Raw genomic sequence first — 17,937 nt, forward strand, 5'->3', positions numbered from 1 at the left:
GCCCCGTTCTACGGCAAACAGGTTGCAATCCTGTGTCACACCGGGCGCCGCCGGCTTCGGCCGGTTGCGGCGGGCGGGGGCATGGCGTCTCTCGGGCTGGCCTGCTGGCGTGCTGGCGTGCGATTTGCTTGGGGCTGGGCATGAACACCTTCATCCGCCTGGCCGAAGTCTGGACACCCACCGAAGACGGGGTGTCGCTGGAACTCTCCAGTGGGCTGTTTCCGGGGGCTGCGGCCTTTGAGGCGATCACGCGGCAAATGATCTTTGCGCGGGGTGAGGGCCTGCCCGGCCGCGCCTGGGAAGTGGGCCACCCGCTGATGATGCGCGAGCTCTCGGGCAGCTATTTCAAGCGGGCGGCGGCCGCCAGGGCGCTGGACCTGACCTGCGCCGTCGCCTGCCCCGTGTTCCGCGGCGAGGCGCTGCAGTGCGTGGTGGTGCTGCTGATGGGCGGCGCAGCGTCGTCGGTCGGCACGGTCGAACTGTGGCGCAACGACGGGCGCATCTCGTCCGACATGGCGCTGGTGGACGGCTACTTTGGCGCCAGCGGCCACGCCGCCGAACTGGAGGCGCTGACGCGCGAAGGCTGGCTGCCCCGCGGCGCCGGTGCACCCGGCCTGGCCTGGCAGAAGGGCGAGACCGTCTGCATCGCCGACATTGCCCGCTCCAGGCGGTTCCTGCGCAAGGAGGCGGCGCTCGCCCTGGGCATCGACCGGGCGCTGGCCGTGCCCTGCAGCGTGCGTGGCACGTCGTCCTGGGTGCTGGCGCTGCTGTCGGCGCCCAGCACGCCGATTGCCCTGCGGGTGGAGGTCTGGGCTCAGCCGCCCGGGCAGCCCGACGGCCTGGTGCGCAGCTCGGGCTTCTGCGAATCCGCCGGCGAACTGCCGGCCGGCACCGTGCACAAGCTTGAGGCACTGGGAGCCATCGGCACCGCCTGGTGCACCGGTGTGGCACAGGCCAGCACGGTGTTGCCCACACCGGGCACGCCGGCCGATGCGACCGCCCTGCAGGCGATCGGTGCCCGGTCGGTGCTGGCCCTGCCGGTGCTGATGGACGACGCGGTGAACGAGGTGGTGGCACTCTACTTCTGAGCGGGGCCGGGCCCGGCCAGTGCGCAGCGCAAGGCCACGTGCAGGCCACGCACCACGTCGGCCAGCGGCAGGCCGGGCGTGCCCTGCTCGGGCAGCCAGGGCACGTGCACGAAGCCGCCGCGCGTGAGCCGCAGATCGGGCCGGGTGGCGAGGGCGTGCATGAGGCCGTAGAACACGTGGTTGCAGACGAAGCTGCCGGCGCTGGGGGACACCTCGACGGGCAGGCCTTCGCGCTGCAACGCGGCCAGCATGGCCTTGATGGGCAGGCTGCTGAAATAGGCGGCGGGTGCGCCGGGCACCACGGGCATGTCGACGGGCCGGGCCCCGGCGTTGTCCGGGATGGGCGCGTCGTCCACGTTGATGGCCACGCGCTCCAGTGAGATCGCGCTGCGGCCACCGGCCTGCCCCACGCAGATCACCAGCGCGGGCTGGTGTTTCGCCAGCAAGGCGTCCAGCACCTGCATCGAAGCGCCAAACACCGTGGGCAGCTGCGCCGCCACCACGGTGTGGCCCCGCACCTGCCGGCCATGCAGCGCCTGCACGGCGAGCCCGCTGGGGTTGAGGGTGGCGCCGCCGAAGGCGTCAAAACCCGTGAGCAGCACGCGGGAACGAGATGAGCGTGTGTGGGAGTGCATGCGATGGCCTGTGTCGGGCCTGCAAGGATATGCTGCACAGGCTGGAGCGCAATGGGTGCCGCCCGGCCGTTGCGAAGGCGCTCAGTCCCGCAGTGCGGCGCACGGGGGGCCGTCCAGTGAGCGCATCACCTCACCCCAAGGAGTTGTCATGGCCACACGCAAGAAACCCGCCATCGAAGCCGAGACCCCCGACGCCTCGGGCTCGCACCTGATCGGCCAGGCGATCCTGTCGCTGATGGGCCGGGTGCCCATCTCGAAGGAGCACAAGAGCAAGGCGCCGGCCGACGACGCGCGCAAGAAGGCCAACGCGGCGGCGGCGAAGGCGGCGCTGGCGGCCGGGGCGATGGCGCTGCCGCCGGGGCCGCTGGGCTGGCTGACCATCCTGCCCGAGATGGTGGGGGTCTGGAAGATCCAGAAACAGCTGGTGGCCGACATCGCCGCGCTGTATGGCCAACAGCCGACGCTGACACCGGAGCGGGTGGTGTATTGCCTGTTCCAGCACACGGCGGCGCACGGCGTGCGCGACCTGGTGGTGCGGGTGGGCCAGCGCACGCTGGTGCGGCGTGCCTCGCCGCTGCTGATCCGCGCGATCACGCGGCGCATCGGCGCGACGCTGGCGCAGCGGGCCCTGGGCAGGGGCGTCGCGCGCTGGGTGCCGATCGCGGGCGCGGTGGGCGTGGGGGCGTACGCCTACGTCGACACGGCGCAGGTGGCGGCCACGGCCATCGACCTGTTTGAGGGCGTGATCGAGGTGGAAGCGGTCGAGGTGCGTTGAACACCCGGCCCGGACACACCTGGTTTCACCCCCCTCTCCCATGCGAGGGACGCCGTCCCCCTCGCAAGGGATACCGCCCGACCGGGCATTGACCTACACCTGACACCCGGGCCACGACTGGCCGTGACCCGTCCCGCGCCGGGGTTCGGCGCGAGGGTCAGGGAAGTGGCCGCAGCCATCGCTCCGGTTGCCTTCCCCCGCCCGTTCTCCAGGGGTGATCAGATGGCTTTCACAGACAACTGCGACATCTTCGCGTCTTTCCATGAAGAGGGCTTCAACCGCATCCTCGGTCATGTCCGGCGACAAAGACCTTCGCTCTTCAACCACGCCACGGCCGACGTGGCCAACCACCCTCGACTCCTGTGCAAGGAGATCGACGCGCACCCGATCGTGGCCTTGCGCAACAACCCGAAGGTCACCATCGCCGACCCGCTGCCCATCCCGGGCACGAACTTCGGCGTCAACTTCGCGGTGCAGCTGGTCGACCTGCAGATCGACTTCCATCCGGGCAAAGACATTGCTCTGCCGCCGGAGCTCAACCCGCCCCTGCAGGCCCAGCGGCTGGCGATCAAGGTGGGGCTCTGCGGCGGCATCGGCTGCCCGGACAAAGAGCTGCTCGACCGGCTGGTTCCACCGCCCAAGGTGCCGGGCCGGCCCACCGAGGGCAAGGACCCGCCGCGCGACACCCCCATCGTCGCGCTGCCCACGCGGCAGCTCCACTGCTTCTGCCTGGAGGCCTACGTGCACGGCGGCGTGCGCATCGCCACCCACCACGGCAAGCCCTACCTCGAACCGTTCATGGACGGCTTCGAGATCGTGGACATTGAGCCCAAGGGCCTGGAGAACAGCCTGGAGTGTTACCTCGGTCTGCTGATGCGGCTGGTGGTGCTGCCGGGCCTGCGCATCCTCCTGGAGCATGCGCCGCTCAACCTCACCCAGGGCGCCACCGACCTGTTCCCGCAACCCACCAACGTGACGCTGTCGGCGGTGCCGGTCTCGGCCAGCGTGCCGAACAACCCGGCCATCGAAGACGATCAGCTGAAGGTCTTCATCCACTCGGAGGTGAACTGACATGGCACACCTGACCATCGCGGCCTCGGAGGCCACATTCAAAGCCCTGTTCGACACGCTGCGCGACAACTTCCGGCTGACGCACGCCGACAGCGCCGACTTCGGCCCGTTCAGCGCGTCCTACGCGGTGGACGCCCACCTCGAAGGCGGCAGCATCGACCTGCGGGCCGACAACACGGTCCAGGTCAAGGAGCTGGACATCAAGTGGGACCAGCTGGACCTCTCGCTGGGCCTCAACATCCCCGAGGTCTGCGTCGGTGGTTTCTGCATCATCCCCAACCCCTTCGGTGGTTGCCTGGTGCGTGCGCCCCGGCTGTGCGCGTTCAGCGCCGACCCGGACATCAGCTTCACGCTGCCCCTGGGCGGGCTGATCACCTCCGAGATCTCGGTCACCGGCTCGCTGCTCACCAGGTACGCCACGAACCCGGCGCGGCCCGCCGGCATGAACGACTGGGACGCGCAGGACGCCAGCCCCTCGCTGGCGAACCACTGGCAGCTGTTCGTGGACCCGCAGTTCCTCGACGTGGACGTCTTCGACATCGCCGACATCGTGGGCGACCTGCTGGAGAACGCGGTGGACGCCGCCATCGACAACCTGCTGGGCTTCCTGCCCGGCTGGGCAAGGGCCATCGTCCGGGCGATCCTCGGCCCCGTCATCGACCTGATCCGGGCCATCCTCGACATCGCCGACGACATCCAGGAGTGGATCTCCGACCTGCTCAACGTGAGCTTCGGCCTGCTCGACTTTGCCCTGCAGATGGTGGCCGACTACCTCGCCAACCAGTCGCCGCTGCACCAGATCGAAGACCCCTTCCCCATGCTGGAGGCGGCGGCCAACCCGAACCCGGGCAATCCAACGATGCTGATCCCCGTGAAGGTCCCGATTCGCGACCTGAAGGTGTTCAACAACGACGTCGAAATGGTCCTTGAAGGAAACGTGGGGTGATGACATGCAAGCCAGACTGAACCAACAACTCTTCCACACATCGACACATGACAGCGGTGCGCTGGGCGTGCTGGCGATGGTGATCCACCAGTTCGGCACCGTTGGCCGTCACCGGGTGGTGGTGATGTCGCACGGGCGGCCGGTCGCCGAGGTCGGGTTCGACGTGGACGCCACCTCGACGGACATGCAGCACGACATCGATCTGGCGCTGGCGGCCCGCCCGGGGCGGCAGCAGCCCGAGGCCTGCGGCTGCAAGGGCGCGGCGCCGAGCATGGGCACGGTGTCGCCCCAGGGCCATGTGCTGTTCCACGCGTCGTCGGGCCAGGGTTACTCGGTGGTCGTGCACAACGCCGACGGCAAGCCCGTGTTCGACAGCAGGCGACTGGACGACGGCGACCTGTTTGCGGTCGCGCTGCTGGAGCCCACGCGCTACACGCTGCAGAACACCATCGGGGCGGCGGCGGGCGAGATCGAGGTCGTTTTCAACGACGAGATCGCGAAGCGCATCAAGCAGCTGGAGACGCGCTACGTGGACGTGCAGGAGAAGGGCTTCGGCACCGACCGCATCGAGCTGGCGGCCACCCAGGGCCTGGTGTTCCGCATCACGGGCGCGTCGCGCATCGTGATTCAGAAGCAGGCGCCCCGCAAGAGCGACACGCCCGACGCGCGGCAGCCGGTGATCCGCTGGCAGAAGCCGCCCACGCACACGACCGCCGCGAACCGGTAGCCGGTGCGCGGGAAGCGGCCACGGCAGTGCGCCCCACCGCCGCGGCCGCTTTGGCGGTAACGTCGCACCTTCAACCCACCTCAGGAGGTCCCATGAGCGAGAAAGAAGTTCATTCAGCCAGGGGAAGTGCCATCGACATGCAGTGGTTGCCCAAGCTCAACCTGCTTCTGACGATGGTGCTCGCGGTCATGGGGCTCTGGTTGAACTACAGCTCGCAGCAGCAGCGCCAGTCGCTCGAAAGCTTCCAGGCCGAGGTGGCAGCCAGCAAGGACGAGCGCGAAGAGCGCGCGTCCCGGGAGCAGCTGCGGTTCCAGCTGTTCGACAAGGTCACGCTCTCGCTGCGCGAGGGCAACGCCGAACACGTCGCCGCCACCCGCACGCTGGTGGAGAGCCTGCTCTCCACCATGGACCCGGCCGAGGTGGAGCTGCGCATCGGGCTGCTGCGCTCGCTCGCCATGCGCGCGCCCGAGCAGCAGCGCGACGCGATGAACCAGGCGCTGAGCCAGGAAGAAGCGTTCCGCCTGTACCACGAGGAACTGCGTGAGAAGGCGGTGCTGTGGAGCAAGGAAGCCGAGGGCAACCTCGAGAACCTGTCGGCCTACCGGCTGGACATGTTTTATTGCAGCGGCGATGCCGCGAGCCCCTTCAAAGCCAAAGCCGAGGGTTTTGCCCGCCAGATGGAGGGCAAGGTGAAGGCGGTGAAGGTGCGTGAGCTCGCGCCGTCGATCAACGCGAGCCCGGGCTACGGCGTGATCCAGACCGAAATCCGCTTTGAAGACGCAAGCGAGGCGGCCGTGGCCAAGCAGCTGCAGCAGGCGCTCTCGGCCGAGCCGGCCCCACCGGTTCCGCTGCGCCAGGTGCGCACGAACACGCCGCTGTACCTGAGCGTGTTCGTCTGCGGCTGAGCGGGCGGCTGGTGCGCGCTCAGCTCTGCGCGAGCACGAAGTCGATGGCCGCGCACACCGCCGCGGTCTGTGCAGCGTTGCACTGCTCGGGCGTGGAGCGCGGGCTGTCGGGGTAGACCTCGGTGGTCGTGGTGTAGCGCGCGCCCGTGAGGCTGGCGCACAGGCCGAGCGACTTCAGCGGGTAGCGGATCACGCCGCGTTCGAACAGGGGCGTGCCGATGAGGCCGCCCTGGGCGTCGGGCGGCGCGATGTGCGTGACGCGCTCCACCGCGGCGATGATGGCCTGCTGGAACGCGGGCTGCGGGTTCTCGGTGTCGTCCACGAGGTAGAAACCGTCCGGGATGTGCACGGGCGTGTAGGACATCCCGTCGCGCGCCGCCTTGGCCGGGCTGAACTCCGACGCGTCGGTGTCGGTGGTTTCGTGCAGGTCGATGTGCGCCGCGAACTGGCCCAGCAGGGGCTGCACCAGCCGCATCAACGCGGCGGACTCCGGCACCTGGCTGCCGGGTTTGAACGAGCGGTTCGGGTCGATCGCGTCGAAGTTCCAGCGGTGGATGCGCTCGTAGGCCCAAGGGCTCACACACGGCGCCACCAACAGGTTCACGCGCCCGGCGTAGGCCTCGGCGTGCTGGTCGAGGAAGCGCAACGCGCCATGCACGCCGCTGGTTTCGTAGCCGTGCACACCGCCCGTCACGAGCACGCCCGGCAGGCCGGGTTGCCATTCGAGGCTCTGCAGGGCGAAGAGCGGGTGCACATCACTCCCGTGCACGACCTCGCCGTAGGGCAACACCTCGAAGCGCGCGCGCAGCCGCTCGAACACGGTCAGCACGTCGTCGGCGTAGCTGCGCTGGCGCACCAGTTGCGCGCGCCAGGCGGCGACTTCTGCGGGGCCCCAGGCCTGGCCGGGGGTGCCGATGGGGTAGGTGGTGGGCGTGGTCATGGAACGCTTCATGGGTGGGTGATCGGATGGCAGATGGGCAGGGGCCGGAGAACCCGCGGGATCAGGGGCCAAGGGGCAGAGGGTCTGCCCGCCATGCCATGATCCGGCCGCTCCGACCCACACCGTACCACCATGAACTTCGCCGACCGCCTGAAACAGCTCCCCGCCACCACCCATCTCGCCGCCCTGCAGCTGCTCGACGCGCGCGGCCAGGTGATCGCCACCATTGAAAACAGGCCGGGCCAGACCGGCTCGCTCGCGGTGTACGCCGCACTGGCTGCGCAACACGGCGGCCAGATCACGCCCGAGGCGGCAGCGCTGGGGCTGCAGTGGTACGCGGAGCACACCGCCGACGCGCACGCGCACCCGGGCAAGCACCCCAACATCGACCGCCTGGTGGCCTGGGCGCAGGGCCTGGCCAGCTACCGGGTCCGGCTGGTCGAAGCCACCGGCGACTGACATCCCGGCCGGGCACCACGAGCCATCGCGTCAGTCCACCCAGGTGACGACCGGCCCGAGCTTGCGCTCGGCGAGGAACACGGCCTCGCGCAGCGAGAGGGCCGCGCCCCCGTCCAGCCAGGGCTGGGCGGCGGCGGGCACGTGGTAGCGGATGTAGTAACACTCCACCTCGCGGTCGCTGAACAGCTCGGGCGGGTCGTCGGTGTCGCCGGAGCCATAGAGGGTGTGGTGGCGCACGATGCGCACGGGGCAGGTGGTGAGGCCCCCGTAGAACCACTGGCCCTGCTTGATCGAAGGTAGCTGGTCAACGTCGTTCATGTCGTCTGCTCCAAGCGTGAACCCCCTGCACCGACGGCCCGTCGGCGCGCGCGTGGCGGCCGGTCCGTGAAACAATGATAGGCACGGCGGCCCGCGCTGCCAAGGTGGTGGACCCGGGGGGCGGCGCTCGCGGCGCCGCGGGAGACACGGTGACGGCCAGGAGGGCACCTGCTGCGCCTTCCGTGTCGATTTCTGCACGGGTCAAACGTCGTGCCAGTGAAGCCTCTCTTCATGCACCGCTTCGCCGACACTCCTGTCTCCACCTCCCCGAAAGGACCCCACCCATGACCACCGGCACCGTCACCCTGCACCGCGTTCTCACGGCACCGCCCGAGCGCATCTACCGCGCCTTCCTCGACCCGGACGCGATGGCCAAGTTCCTGCCGCCGCACGGCTTCACCGGCCGGGTGCTGGAGATGGACGCTCGCGTGGGCGGCATCTACCGCATGCAGTTCACCAACCTCGCCAACGGCCAGACCCACGCGTTCGGCGGCAAGTACCTGGAGCTGGTGCCCAACGAGCGCATCGTCAACACCGACGTCTTCGACGACCCCAACCTGCCCGGCCAGATGATCACCACCATCACGCTCAAGGCCGTCTCCTGCGGCACCGAGTTCACGGCGGTGCAGCAAGGCATTCCGGCCATGATCCCCGTCGAGGCCTGTTACCTCGGCTGGCAGCAGACGATGCAGCTGCTGGCGCAGCTGGTGGAGGCCGAAGTGACGGGGTGAGGTGACACACCCCCGCCGCGCTGCGCGCGCCCCCCTCAAGGGGGCGGCACTGGCCGTCCGGCGAAGCCGGCCCGGCGGTGCCCTGGGTGGCGCGGCGCCAGACAGCGGTGTCGGGTGCAAAGGCCTTGTCCCGACAAGCCCGCCCGATCCCGGGACAATGGGGGCCTGAATCGATTCCCCACCTGGAGAGAGCGTGAGCGTCAGCACCCCACCGGTATTCCATTTCGACAACAGCTATGCGCGAACCATGGAAGGCATGGCCGTGGCGTGGCGGCCGGCCCAGGTGCCGGCGCCGCGCCTGCTGCGCCTGAACCGCGCGCTGGCCGAAGAGCTGGGGCTGGACCCCGACGCGCTGGCCTCCAAGGCCGGGGTGGCCGTGCTCTCGGGCAATGTGGTGCCCGAGGGCGCGCAGCCCATCGCCCAGGCCTACGCCGGCCACCAGTTTGGCGGCTTCTCCCCGCAACTCGGCGACGGCCGCGCGCTGCTGCTGGGCGAGGTGATCGACACGCTGGGCCAGCGGCGTGACATCGCCTTCAAGGGCTCGGGGCGCACGCCGTTTTCGCGCGGCGGCGACGGCAAGGCGGCCGTGGGGCCGGTGCTGCGCGAGTACCTGATCAGCGAGGCCATGCACGCACTGGGCATCCCGACCACGCGCACGCTGGCGGCGGTGGCCACGGGCGAAGCGGTGTACCGCGAGCGCCCGCTGCCCGGCGCCCTGCTCACGCGCGTGGCGGCCAGCCACATCCGCGTGGGCACCTTCCAGTTTTTCGCCGCGCGGCAAGACACCGAGCGGCTGACGCGCCTCGCCGACCACGTGATCGCAAGGCACGACCCGTCGCTCACCAACCTTGAAGACCGCTACCTGGCGCTGCTGCGCGCGGTGTGCGAGCGGCAGGCCGTGTTGCTCGCGCGCTGGATGGGCGTGGGCTTCATCCACGGCGTGATGAACACCGACAACATGACGGTCTCGGGCGAGACCATCGACTACGGCCCCTGCGCCTTCATGGAGGCCTTCGACCCCGACACGGTGTTCAGCTCCATCGACACCCGCGGCCGCTACGCCTACGGCAAGCAGCCCAGCATCGCGCAGTGGAACCTGACCCGGCTGGCCGAGGCGCTGCTGCCGCTGATCGACACCGACGAAGACCGGGCCGCCGAGCGCGCGATGGCGGTGCTCCAGGCCTTCCCCGACCGCTTCTCGCACCACTGGCTCGCGGGCATGCGGGGCAAGCTCGGATTGCCGGCGACGGGTGACGACGAAGCCGACCGCGACCTCGCCAACGACTTTCTCGCGCTGATGCAGCGCCACGCGGTGGACTTCACGCTCGGCTTCCGGCGCCTGTCCAGCGTCTTGCGCGGCCAGCCCGAAGTGCTGCAGGCCCTGTTCGGTTCGGAGGCCGACGGTCTGGCGGGCTGGCTCACGCGCTGGCAGGCCCGCCTGGGCTCCGAGCCAGCGGCCGAGGTGGCGCAGCGCATGGACGCGGTCAACCCGATCTACATCCCGCGCAACCACCTGGTCGAGCACGCGCTGGACGCCGCCACGGAATCGGACAACCTGGCGCCGTTCGAAGCGCTGCTCGGCGTGATCACGCGGCCGTATGACGAGCGGGCGAACGGCGCCCTGTTTGCCCAGCCCGCCAGCGCCGAACAGAGCGCCGGCTACCGCACCTTCTGCGGCACCTGAAGGGCCGCCCACCTCCACCCCACGGTGGATGCCGAAACTCAATCAGCGGCTCAAACTTCGCACCCGGGGTGGCCTTTTTTGCGCCACCCACGCACGAAGGAGTTGCCATGAGAACCCACTGCCGCTGGATGATCTTGCTGGGCTTGGCGTATGCGCTGGCCGGCTGCCGCGAGCAAGAAATTGTTTCACCCCACCACACCTCCATGGAGCGGCTGGCCAAGCAGCAGAGCGGGCCGCTCTGCGGTCTCGATACCACGCCACTGCTGGCGATCACCGATCGAACACCGTATTCCAGCGCCAGCGTCCTCGCGGGTTTTCGAACGGTTTACTTCCCCGGCGCACAACCCTTTCCCTGCAACCGGCAGCAGTCGGCCAACGTGCAGGGCGTGATGATGTTCATCGGCACGCTGGACGCCGGCATGCCGGTCAACGCGACCACGGCGCTCCTTGAAATCCTGAGCTTTCGCCCGGCAGCACCGGTTCAAGTGACCGAAGCGCGGCCACTGTCCACCGGCGTGACGGGCACCTGGTCGGGTGCGACGCGCAGCACCTGCCGCTTCAAGATCAAGGGCTTTCCCCGCAGTGGCTGGGTTCCCGGGCCAGAGAGCTATGGGCGCCCCTGGATCACCACCAGCGAGCTGGCGGACGACGGCAACGACCGCTTCTGGGTGCCCTTCACCACCAACCCGGTGATCAACGTGACCGACGAGTTCAGGGCCGGCGTGATCGAAGGCAACCGGGTCTTCCTGCGCGTGACCATCGAGGCGGACGACATCGGCGTCGCCGCCGGGGCCACCAACAATTGTTACGGGCAGTTCACGGCGCGGCTGCGTCTGCTGGCGCCGGACTGAGGGGCGCCGCCGCCAGCTGCGCCAGCCGCTGGTGCACCTCGCTCCCGAGGTTCAGCGGCAGTTGCTCGCGGATGCAGAGGTAGCGCTCGCTGAACACGTCGAACCACGCCACCAGCGATTCGGCGGCCCGCGTCTCGCCCGCGAGCGCGAGGCACAGCGCGGCCACTTCGGCGGTGCAGAAATGGTGCTCCTGGGTCGAGCGGCGCAGCCGGTAGCTGGACACCTGCTCCGGGTGCAGGCTGAGCACCGGCAGGCGGTCGAGGTACGGGCTCTTGCGGAACATCTTGCGCGCCTCGGACCAGGTGCCGTCGAGCAAGACGAAGAGCGGCCGTTTGCCCACGCTGCCATCAGGGCCCTGAACGGCGGCGGGCACTTCGGTCACCACGCGCTGCTGCGCCTCCGCGTACTCTGCGGGAAACACCACATACGGTTGCCACTGCGGGTCGGCCAGCAGGGTCAGCAGCTCGGGGGCGACGGCGGTGCGCGCCCAGCCAAAGGCCCAGGTGTCGGCCACGACGTCGGCGATCAGCCAGCCGGTGTTGCTGGGTTTGAGCGCCTCGATGTCGCCCATGAGCAGGCACACGCCCGCGCGCGTGGGCACCACCGGACGCAGGGCGCAGATGCAGTGGCTCACGATCAGGCGGCAGCCGGGGCAACGCACCAGGCCCGAGCCGCGCGCCACATAGGGCTTGCTGCTCGCGGCCAGTCGCGAGCTGCGCAGGCGGGACACCGCGTGGTCGGTGTGGGGCTGCGGCGGATTGAAAGACGGGAGGGTCATGCGGGGAATGTATGCGCTGCGCCGGCCTTTGGCGGCACACTCTCGCCAGACCCACCCTATTGCACCCCCATCGCCATGAACATCACCTCCCTCGACGCGCTGCGCGCGCTACACGACCCGGTCCGCGAACGCTCGGCCAAAAAAGAGATGCCGCAGCTCGACGCGCACGCCACGCGCCTGATCGCGCTGTCGCCTTTCGTGGTGATCGCCAGCGGCGCCCTTGGCGGCTCGATGGACGCCTCGCCGCGCGGCGGGGCGCCGGGTTTCGTGAAGGCGCTGGACGCGCACACCCTGCTCATCCCCGACGCCCCCGGCAACAACCGCCTGGACACGCTGGAGAACATCGTGAGCCACGGCGAGCAGGGCGCGCCGTTGGGCCTGCTGTTCATGCTGCCGGGCATGGACGAGACCCTGCGCGTCAACGGCCGGGCACTGATCTCGACGCTGGAAACCGACCGGGTGCTCGCCGCCGAGCCGCAGCGCATGCCCAAACTGGTGATCCGCGTGACGGTGCAGGCCTGTTACCTGCACTGCGCCAAGGCGCTCATGCGCTCGTCGCTCTGGAACCCGGCGCACCACGTTCAGCGCGCCACGCTGCCAAGCATGGGCGAGATGATGCGCGACCAGATCCGCGAGTTCCGGGGCGACGAGGTGGTGGCCGAGACGCAGCAGGAGATGCTGGCGCGTTACCAGCAGACGCTGTGATGCGCATCCCTCCCGCGCCACCGCTGTTCGACGACCTGCCCTTCAGCCCCGCCGCCGAACGCAACCGCCAGCCCATCCTCGACACGCTCAGGCCCCTGCTCGCCGAGGCGGGCCGAGCGCTCGAAATGGCCTCGGGCACCGGGCAGCACGTGACCTGGTTCGCGCAACACCTGCCGGGCTGGCATTGGCAACCCAGTGACCTGACCGACGACCTGTTCCCCGCCATCACCGCCCGTGTCGCGGCGGCCGGGCTGCCCAACGTGCAGGCGCCGGTGCGGATCGATGTGAGGGACGCGACGTGGCTGCCCGACGGCACGCCGCCCTTCGACCTGATCTGCTGCGCCAACATGCTGCACATCGCGCCCTGGGCCTGTTGCGGCGGGCTGATGCGCGGCGCGGCGCGCCACCTCGCGGCACACGGCCGCCTCGTGACCTACGGCCCGTACCTCGAAGACGGCGTGCCCACCGCCGAAGGCAACCGCCGGTTCGACGCCAGCCTGCGCGCCGAGAACGCCGACTGGGGCATCCGGCGGCTCACCGATGTCGAAGCCGAAGCCCAAGCCGCCGGCTTGCGCCTGCAAGCCCGCCACGTCATGCCGGCAAACAACCTGCTGCTGGTCTGGGTTCGCGCGTGAGCGAAAGGCGAAAAGCGCACAAACGCATCCGTACCCATTGATGACGGCGCCGGAGCGCCACCTTGAGGAGTGAAGCAGCCCAAAGCCCAGGGCACCGCCGGGCTGGCTTTGCCAGACGGCCAGTGCCGCCCCCTGGGGGGTAGCGCGAAGCGCTGCGGGGGGATTCAAGGAATAAAGTTCAGCCCCTCAGGCAGCGGCGGGGTGATCGGCACCTCGTACAGGGCACCCGGGCCGTCGGGGTCGATCACGGTCGCGCCGTTGCTCTGGAAAAACACCGCGATCTGCGTCTGCCCCAGCACCGCATTGACCGGGCCCGCCGGGCTGCTGAGCCCGGTGAGGAAGGTGTGCGGGTTCTTGCCCACGGCCGGGTTGGCGGCGTAGGCCAGGTCGTTGCGGAAATAGGTGGTGTGTGCCTCCAGGCCACCGGCGCGCACGATGGCCGTGCTGGTCGGGTTGGGCACGGTCTGGTCACCCTTGGCCACCTGCACGATCACCGGCTTGGCCGCGCTGCCCGACAGCGGTTGCTGGCGGATCAGCGAGGCGTACGACACCGGGTTGCCCGACTGCTGCACCCACTCGAAACGGTCGAGCACCTGCGCGATGTCCATCGCCCCCGGCACGTTGTTCACCACCGCCGGCAGGTTGCGCAGCGGCATGTTTTCGTTGAAGTTCAGGTTGAACGGCACGGGCAGGCCGGGCGTGGGCGGCAGGTTGAGCAGTTGCGGCTGGCGCGTCGCGAGCGCCAACGCGGTGAGGAAACGGAAGCCGCCGAGGCGCGCCACCTCGGTGATCGAGCCGCCGGGCACGTTGGGCACGCCGGCCTTGAGGTTGGGCTCCACGCCCAGCAGCATGGTGCCGTAGATGCCACCGAACGACTGGCCGGCGTAGTAGATGCGCTGGGCGTTGAGGTCGGCGCTGCCGTCGCCGTCCACATCCATGCCGACCTCGACCTGGCGCACCAGCTGCATCAGGTCGATCACGGTCTGGCGCAGGCCGTCGCGGCTGCTGATGATGGTGCGAGGCTCGGCGGCATTCACACCTTCGGTGGAGTCGATGAGGCCGTTGCCATCCTGATCGATGCCGCGCCCGCCCGCGGGCACGCTCACCGGCTGGCCCGTGCCCTGGGTGACCGCGAGCGCGCCGCCCGCACCACCCGCGTGGCCCACCACGTTGATGGACAGCGTGGCGATGCCCCGCGACGCAAACACCGAGGCCACCGTCCACGGGGCACCGTACATGCTGTCGGTGAAGCCGTGGCCGAAGATCGCCACCGGCCAGCCGCCGGCGGGTTTGTCACCGGCGGGCACGAAGAGCTGGAACACGAGGTTCTGCGTGCCTTGCTGCACCGGGCGCCCGCTCAGCGTGGGCGTGGCAGGGATGTATTGCCCGGCGGTCTGGTAGTTGGGCGAGCTGTACTGCCCATAGGCGATCTGGCCCACCGCGCCCGGCACCACCTGCAGCGCCCCGAGCGGAATCGCCTGCGGCGTCAGACCGCCGGCAGCCGCGCTGGTCTGGCGGTTGAACAACATGCCCGAGATGCCCGCCACCGGGAACACCGCGCGCACGGCACCCGCGCTGTTCGAACCGATCATGAAGTTGGCCGGCGCGGGGGTGCTGGCCTTGATCTGCCGCATGATCTTCACGAGATCGCTGGTGGCGCTTTGCGTGGTGAACAGCGACGCGGCGACCACCGACAGGCCCCGCCCGACGCGCACCGCACGGGCCGCGTCGCGCGCTTCCCGGTGGTGGTCACCGCCCTGCCGCCCGAACGACCGGAAGCCACCACCGCGGTCGTCCATGGCATCGCTCTGCTTGATGCGCTTGCCGCTGGCGTCGCGCACGCCGTTGGTCACGACCAGCACATAGCGCGAGCGCTCGGCGAGCAGTTCGTCGGGCTCGAACACCAGCGTCTTGCTCGCCGGGTCCCAGAGCACCTGGTTGATGCCCACCTTGTCGCCGAAACCGCGCAGGCTCTGCGTGTCGCCCAGGTTGTAGAGAAAGACGGTGTTGCTGTTGACCGTGGCCAGGTCGATGTCGCCGGTGAACGGCACCGTGATGCGCGGCTGGGTGGAGAACCCGTCGAGCGTGTTGATCACGTCGATGTCCTGGCAGTCGCTCACGCGCACCGCGCAGTCGGGCCTGGGCAGCTTGACGCGGCGGAAGGTCGCGTTGGAGAAGTCCACCACCGTGTGGCGGTTGCTCGGGAACAGGCTGGCGCTGTCGTCGTCACGCACCGACACGCCGTCGGCGAGCGCCATCACGGGCGCGAGCACGGCCGACAGGACCACCGTGAGCCGGCGGGCAAAGAAAGGCGTCATGAACAGTCTCCTGAGGTCAACCGCCCGGGCCGGGAGGTCTTTTGTGTGAAATTCCGCACGCCGTTGTACGCCGGTCGACCACCGGTTGCCAGTGCTCATCGCGTTTACCCTGAGAAAAACCAAGGGGCGGGAGTCGCCTGGGTGACGCCATCGAACACCCATCAGCCGGGGTATTCCCCATGGTCCACGGGTTGCGTGGCGGCCGTGAAAGCCTATGCTGTCGGTCCCGACAAACCCCTCAGGAGAGCCCCATGTCATGCATCCGCCTCACCCTCGCCACCGCCGCCGTTGTCGCCCTCGTGGGTTGCGGCCACCGCATGCACCACGACCACGCCGGCATGCGACACGGCGCGATGAACCCCAACGCGGCAGCCACCGCGCCGGCGAAGGTCACGCCCAGCACGCCCACCCTGGCCGGGGGCTACAAGAAGGTCGAGGCGCCCGCCACGGCGAAGCTGTATTTCGTCAACCTGGGCAACGGCGCCACGGTGAGCAGCCCGGTGAAGGTGGTGTTCGGCCTGAGCGGCATGGGCGTGGCGCCCGCCGGCATCGAGAAGGCGGGCACGGGCCACCACCACCTGCTGGTGAACGTGAACGAATGGGACGCCAACGCCCCGCTGCCCGCCAACGACAACGTCCGGCATTTCGGCGCCGGTCAGACCGAGGTGTCGCTGGACCTCAAGCCCGGCCAGCACACGCTGCAACTGGTGCTGGGCGACCAGAACCACATTCCGCACCACCCCATCGTGGCGAGCGAGCGCATCACGATCACGGTGAAGTGAGGTGTGAACGGGGCGGGCGGGCACCCTTTGTTCCACCCAGACTGCTCCTTTCGCGCACAGCCGGTGTGGCGCGGCGCCGTCTTTGGTACATGGTGCAGTGCGGCACGGCGCCGCACTGAACACGGCGAATGTTCAATCAAATCAGCGGCTCTCTCACATTGAGACAGCCTGGGCCGCGATGGCACGAAAGTTGACTCGTTGGTGGCGTCCCGCCCCGTTGGGGTGGGACGTTTGTTTGACATTCCACCAACGAGGAGACATTCATGAGCGTGTTGTTTGCATTGGCCGTTTCGATTGGCCTGCTGGCCGTGGTCGCGACCTGGTTTTTCTTGGGGCCGTTGGCCGCGTTTCAAATGCAGGTGTGGCAGGCCTTCGTGGCCTGGGCCAGTTTTTTCCACAACGGGGGCAAGGCCGACGGCCTGATCAAGACCGTGGTCTGCATGTCGTTTGGCGCGGTCGTGGGCATGGGCTCGGTGATGCTGATCGGGCCACTGGGCGCACTCGGTGGCCTGGCCGCGCCGGTGGCCGTGGGCATCGGCGCGGCGGTGATCGTGCTGGCCGCGCACCTGCCCTTTTTGTCCACCATTCCCTCCAGCGTGTACGGCTTCGCCTCGGTGGCGGGCCTGATCTTGCTGGGCAAAGACATGACGCCCACGGCTGCCATCCTGCCGACCATCCTGTCCATCGCGGTGGGCGCGGCGTTTGGCTGGGTCTCTGAGCTGCTGGCCGGCAAGCTGACGAAACCGGCCTGATCGGGCCGCCAGCGCCGTGGCCCCGCCTCTGGGGGCCACGGCGCTTTATTTTTTCTGCACCGGGTTCGCGTGCAGCCAGTTGGCCGGGTAGGCACGCAGAAACTCGCGCGCCTTCTCGGGATGGCCGGCGTTGAGCCAGGCGCTGTAGCCGCCCTCGTTCAGGATCGCCGGCATGCGCTTCTCGGCGCCCGGCTGCTGGTAGCGGTGCATCAGCGCATGGGCGTTGGCGTTCACGGTGAGCAGCGTGAAGCTGATGATTTCGGCGCCGTCGGCACCGGTCCAGCGCTCCCACAGACCCGCCACGCCCATGGGCTTGCCGTCGACGCGCGCGATACGCGTGGGCACGGCCTTGCCGCTGCGCAGGTCGTCCTCAAAAAACGCCATCATCGGCACGATGCAGCGCTGCCCGGCCAGCCAGGCCTCGCGCAGGTTGTTGGAGGTGGTCACGGTTTCGCTGCGCGCGTTGACGAGCTTGGGCGAACGCAGCTTGGCGTCGGAGGCGGACTTCACCCAGCGCGGCACGAGGCCGAACTGCCCGACCACGCGCTCCAGCGCGAGCGGGGGCGGCGCGACCACGCCCTCCGCCGCCACCTCCGCCACCCCCTCGTCGGTCGTCCCTTCGACGGCGCTCGGGGCCACCTCGGTCGCGGGCGCATCGACCGCCAGCTTTCGGATGAACACCCCCAGCTGGCGCGGCCAGAGGTCGCGGTTCACGGGCGTGTCGGGCGCCTCCACGCCGAAGGCATCGGGGTACAAGGTGGCGGGGTGGAGGGTCTCGAAGTGAACGGTCATGCGGTCGATGGTAGTTCACACCCCGGCGCGCGCCGGATGGGGCCA

General features: G+C 69.3%; 20 protein-coding genes. 14 read left to right on the top strand and 6 right to left on the bottom strand.

Going from position 1 to position 17,937, the window contains the following annotated elements; all coding sequences use genetic code 11:
• Positions 1–140 precede the first annotated feature (140 nt).
• Positions 141–1,088 carry a hypothetical protein gene (locus IM738_RS14170; protein ID WP_236961478.1) on the top strand — a complete coding sequence of 316 codons (948 nt, stop codon included), beginning with the start codon at positions 141–143 and terminating at the stop codon, positions 1,086–1,088.
• Here the strand turns inward: IM738_RS14170 and pcp are convergent.
• Positions 1,079–1,723, bottom strand: a complete 645-nt coding sequence (gene pcp / locus IM738_RS14175; RefSeq protein WP_236961479.1) for a pyroglutamyl-peptidase I — start codon at positions 1,721–1,723, stop codon at positions 1,079–1,081. The genes IM738_RS14170 and pcp overlap by 10 nt on opposite strands.
• A gap of 148 nt (positions 1,724–1,871) precedes the next feature.
• Between pcp and IM738_RS14180 the strand changes: the two genes are divergently transcribed.
• The 5 genes from IM738_RS14180 to IM738_RS14200 all read left to right on the top strand — a co-directional run bounded on the left by IM738_RS14180 (position 1,872) and on the right by IM738_RS14200 (position 6,147).
• Positions 1,872–2,498 (top strand): EcsC family protein, encoded by a 627-nt coding sequence (locus IM738_RS14180; protein WP_236961481.1) that lies wholly within the window; start codon positions 1,872–1,874, stop codon positions 2,496–2,498.
• 222 nt (positions 2,499–2,720) lie between these two features.
• A complete protein-coding gene (locus IM738_RS14185) occupies positions 2,721–3,569 on the top strand; it encodes a hypothetical protein (RefSeq protein WP_236961483.1) in 849 nt (282 codons plus the stop codon).
• A gap of 1 nt (position 3,570) precedes the next feature.
• Complete coding sequence (locus tag IM738_RS14190) at positions 3,571–4,515, top strand: hypothetical protein (RefSeq protein ID WP_236961485.1); 945 nt, start codon at positions 3,571–3,573, stop codon at positions 4,513–4,515.
• A 4-nt stretch (positions 4,516–4,519) separates the two neighbouring features.
• A complete protein-coding gene (locus IM738_RS14195) occupies positions 4,520–5,242 on the top strand; it encodes a hypothetical protein (RefSeq protein ID WP_236961487.1) in 723 nt (240 codons plus the stop codon).
• Positions 5,243–5,334: 92 nt separating this feature from the next.
• Entirely contained in the window at positions 5,335–6,147 is an 813-nt protein-coding gene (locus tag IM738_RS14200) for a hypothetical protein (RefSeq protein WP_236961489.1), read from the top strand.
• Between the two features lie 19 nt (positions 6,148–6,166).
• On the opposite strand, the gene IM738_RS14205 is transcribed toward IM738_RS14200, so the two are convergent.
• Positions 6,167–7,099, bottom strand: coding sequence for a M14 family metallopeptidase (locus IM738_RS14205; protein ID WP_236961491.1), 933 nt, complete (start codon positions 7,097–7,099; stop codon positions 6,167–6,169).
• A 120-nt stretch (positions 7,100–7,219) separates the two neighbouring features.
• Here IM738_RS14205 and IM738_RS14210 point away from each other — a divergent pair, with 120 nt between their 5' ends.
• The gene (locus IM738_RS14210) at positions 7,220–7,546 is read left to right on the top strand and encodes a DUF2322 family protein (protein WP_236961493.1); all 327 of its coding nucleotides are present in this window, start codon (positions 7,220–7,222) and stop codon (positions 7,544–7,546) included.
• A 30-nt stretch (positions 7,547–7,576) separates the two neighbouring features.
• On the opposite strand, the gene IM738_RS14215 is transcribed toward IM738_RS14210, so the two are convergent.
• Positions 7,577–7,864 (bottom strand): hypothetical protein, encoded by a 288-nt coding sequence (locus tag IM738_RS14215; RefSeq protein ID WP_236961494.1) that lies wholly within the window; start codon positions 7,862–7,864, stop codon positions 7,577–7,579.
• A gap of 284 nt (positions 7,865–8,148) precedes the next feature.
• Here IM738_RS14215 and IM738_RS14220 point away from each other — a divergent pair, with 284 nt between their 5' ends.
• The 3 genes from IM738_RS14220 to IM738_RS14230 all read left to right on the top strand — a co-directional run bounded on the left by IM738_RS14220 (position 8,149) and on the right by IM738_RS14230 (position 11,130).
• Positions 8,149–8,595, top strand: coding sequence for an SRPBCC family protein (locus IM738_RS14220; protein ID WP_236961495.1), 447 nt, complete (start codon positions 8,149–8,151; stop codon positions 8,593–8,595).
• A gap of 193 nt (positions 8,596–8,788) precedes the next feature.
• Complete coding sequence (locus tag IM738_RS14225; protein WP_236961496.1) at positions 8,789–10,279, top strand: protein adenylyltransferase SelO; 1,491 nt, start codon at positions 8,789–8,791, stop codon at positions 10,277–10,279.
• A 107-nt stretch (positions 10,280–10,386) separates the two neighbouring features.
• Positions 10,387–11,130 (top strand): hypothetical protein, encoded by a 744-nt coding sequence (locus IM738_RS14230; protein WP_236961498.1) that lies wholly within the window; start codon positions 10,387–10,389, stop codon positions 11,128–11,130.
• Here the strand turns inward: IM738_RS14230 and IM738_RS14235 are convergent.
• Entirely contained in the window at positions 11,096–11,908 is an 813-nt protein-coding gene (locus tag IM738_RS14235; RefSeq protein ID WP_236961501.1) for a tRNA-uridine aminocarboxypropyltransferase, read from the bottom strand. The genes IM738_RS14230 and IM738_RS14235 overlap by 35 nt on opposite strands.
• Before the next feature lie 75 nt (positions 11,909–11,983).
• On the opposite strand from IM738_RS14235, the gene IM738_RS14240 reads away from it, so the two are divergent.
• Complete coding sequence (locus IM738_RS14240; protein ID WP_236961502.1) at positions 11,984–12,613, top strand: MSMEG_1061 family FMN-dependent PPOX-type flavoprotein; 630 nt, start codon at positions 11,984–11,986, stop codon at positions 12,611–12,613.
• Positions 12,613–13,248: a DUF938 domain-containing protein gene (locus IM738_RS14245; protein WP_236961503.1), complete on the top strand. Its 636-nt coding sequence runs from the start codon at positions 12,613–12,615 to the stop codon at positions 13,246–13,248. Before IM738_RS14240 ends, IM738_RS14245 begins: the two co-directional genes overlap by 1 nt.
• Before the next feature lie 164 nt (positions 13,249–13,412).
• On the opposite strand, the gene IM738_RS14250 is transcribed toward IM738_RS14245, so the two are convergent.
• Positions 13,413–15,566 (bottom strand): Ig-like domain-containing protein, encoded by a 2,154-nt coding sequence (locus IM738_RS14250; RefSeq protein ID WP_236961504.1) that lies wholly within the window; start codon positions 15,564–15,566, stop codon positions 13,413–13,415.
• A gap of 251 nt (positions 15,567–15,817) precedes the next feature.
• On the opposite strand from IM738_RS14250, the gene IM738_RS14255 reads away from it, so the two are divergent.
• Together IM738_RS14255 and IM738_RS14260 are read left to right on the top strand one after the other, a co-directional pair.
• The gene (locus IM738_RS14255) at positions 15,818–16,348 is read left to right on the top strand and encodes a DUF4399 domain-containing protein (protein ID WP_236961505.1); all 531 of its coding nucleotides are present in this window, start codon (positions 15,818–15,820) and stop codon (positions 16,346–16,348) included.
• 263 nt (positions 16,349–16,611) lie between these two features.
• Positions 16,612–17,100: a DUF1097 domain-containing protein gene (locus IM738_RS14260; protein WP_236961506.1), complete on the top strand. Its 489-nt coding sequence runs from the start codon at positions 16,612–16,614 to the stop codon at positions 17,098–17,100.
• 45 nt (positions 17,101–17,145) lie between these two features.
• Here the strand turns inward: IM738_RS14260 and IM738_RS14265 are convergent, their stop codons facing one another.
• Entirely contained in the window at positions 17,146–17,892 is a 747-nt protein-coding gene (locus IM738_RS14265; RefSeq protein ID WP_236961507.1) for an SOS response-associated peptidase, read from the bottom strand.
• Between the last annotated feature and the right edge of the window lie 45 nt (positions 17,893–17,937).

It is taken from the genome of Hydrogenophaga sp. SL48 (genome assembly GCF_021729865.1).
GTDB lineage: Bacteria > Pseudomonadota > Gammaproteobacteria > Burkholderiales > Burkholderiaceae_C > Hydrogenophaga.

What these genes read in the sequence shown, in the direction of transcription:
- IM738_RS14170 (WP_236961478.1), top strand. Translation starts at nt 141, where the DNA reads ATGAACACCTTCATCCGCCTGGCCGAAGTCTGGACACCCACCGAAGAC.
- pcp (WP_236961479.1), bottom strand. Translation starts at nt 1,723, where the DNA reads ATGCACTCCCACACACGCTCATCTCGTTCCCGCGTGCTGCTCACGGGT.
- IM738_RS14180 (WP_236961481.1), top strand. Translation starts at nt 1,872, where the DNA reads ATGGCCACACGCAAGAAACCCGCCATCGAAGCCGAGACCCCCGACGCC.
- IM738_RS14185 (WP_236961483.1), top strand. Translation starts at nt 2,721, where the DNA reads ATGGCTTTCACAGACAACTGCGACATCTTCGCGTCTTTCCATGAAGAG.
- IM738_RS14190 (WP_236961485.1), top strand. Translation starts at nt 3,571, where the DNA reads ATGGCACACCTGACCATCGCGGCCTCGGAGGCCACATTCAAAGCCCTG.
- IM738_RS14195 (WP_236961487.1), top strand. Translation starts at nt 4,520, where the DNA reads ATGCAAGCCAGACTGAACCAACAACTCTTCCACACATCGACACATGAC.
- IM738_RS14200 (WP_236961489.1), top strand. Translation starts at nt 5,335, where the DNA reads ATGAGCGAGAAAGAAGTTCATTCAGCCAGGGGAAGTGCCATCGACATG.
- IM738_RS14205 (WP_236961491.1), bottom strand. Translation starts at nt 7,099, where the DNA reads ATGAAGCGTTCCATGACCACGCCCACCACCTACCCCATCGGCACCCCC.
- IM738_RS14210 (WP_236961493.1), top strand. Translation starts at nt 7,220, where the DNA reads ATGAACTTCGCCGACCGCCTGAAACAGCTCCCCGCCACCACCCATCTC.
- IM738_RS14215 (WP_236961494.1), bottom strand. Translation starts at nt 7,864, where the DNA reads ATGAACGACGTTGACCAGCTACCTTCGATCAAGCAGGGCCAGTGGTTC.
- IM738_RS14220 (WP_236961495.1), top strand. Translation starts at nt 8,149, where the DNA reads ATGACCACCGGCACCGTCACCCTGCACCGCGTTCTCACGGCACCGCCC.
- IM738_RS14230 (WP_236961498.1), top strand. Translation starts at nt 10,387, where the DNA reads ATGAGAACCCACTGCCGCTGGATGATCTTGCTGGGCTTGGCGTATGCG.
- IM738_RS14235 (WP_236961501.1), bottom strand. Translation starts at nt 11,908, where the DNA reads ATGACCCTCCCGTCTTTCAATCCGCCGCAGCCCCACACCGACCACGCG.
- IM738_RS14240 (WP_236961502.1), top strand. Translation starts at nt 11,984, where the DNA reads ATGAACATCACCTCCCTCGACGCGCTGCGCGCGCTACACGACCCGGTC.
- IM738_RS14245 (WP_236961503.1), top strand. Translation starts at nt 12,613, where the DNA reads ATGCGCATCCCTCCCGCGCCACCGCTGTTCGACGACCTGCCCTTCAGC.
- IM738_RS14250 (WP_236961504.1), bottom strand. Translation starts at nt 15,566, where the DNA reads ATGACGCCTTTCTTTGCCCGCCGGCTCACGGTGGTCCTGTCGGCCGTG.
- IM738_RS14255 (WP_236961505.1), top strand. Translation starts at nt 15,818, where the DNA reads ATGTCATGCATCCGCCTCACCCTCGCCACCGCCGCCGTTGTCGCCCTC.
- IM738_RS14260 (WP_236961506.1), top strand. Translation starts at nt 16,612, where the DNA reads ATGAGCGTGTTGTTTGCATTGGCCGTTTCGATTGGCCTGCTGGCCGTG.
- IM738_RS14265 (WP_236961507.1), bottom strand. Translation starts at nt 17,892, where the DNA reads ATGACCGTTCACTTCGAGACCCTCCACCCCGCCACCTTGTACCCCGAT.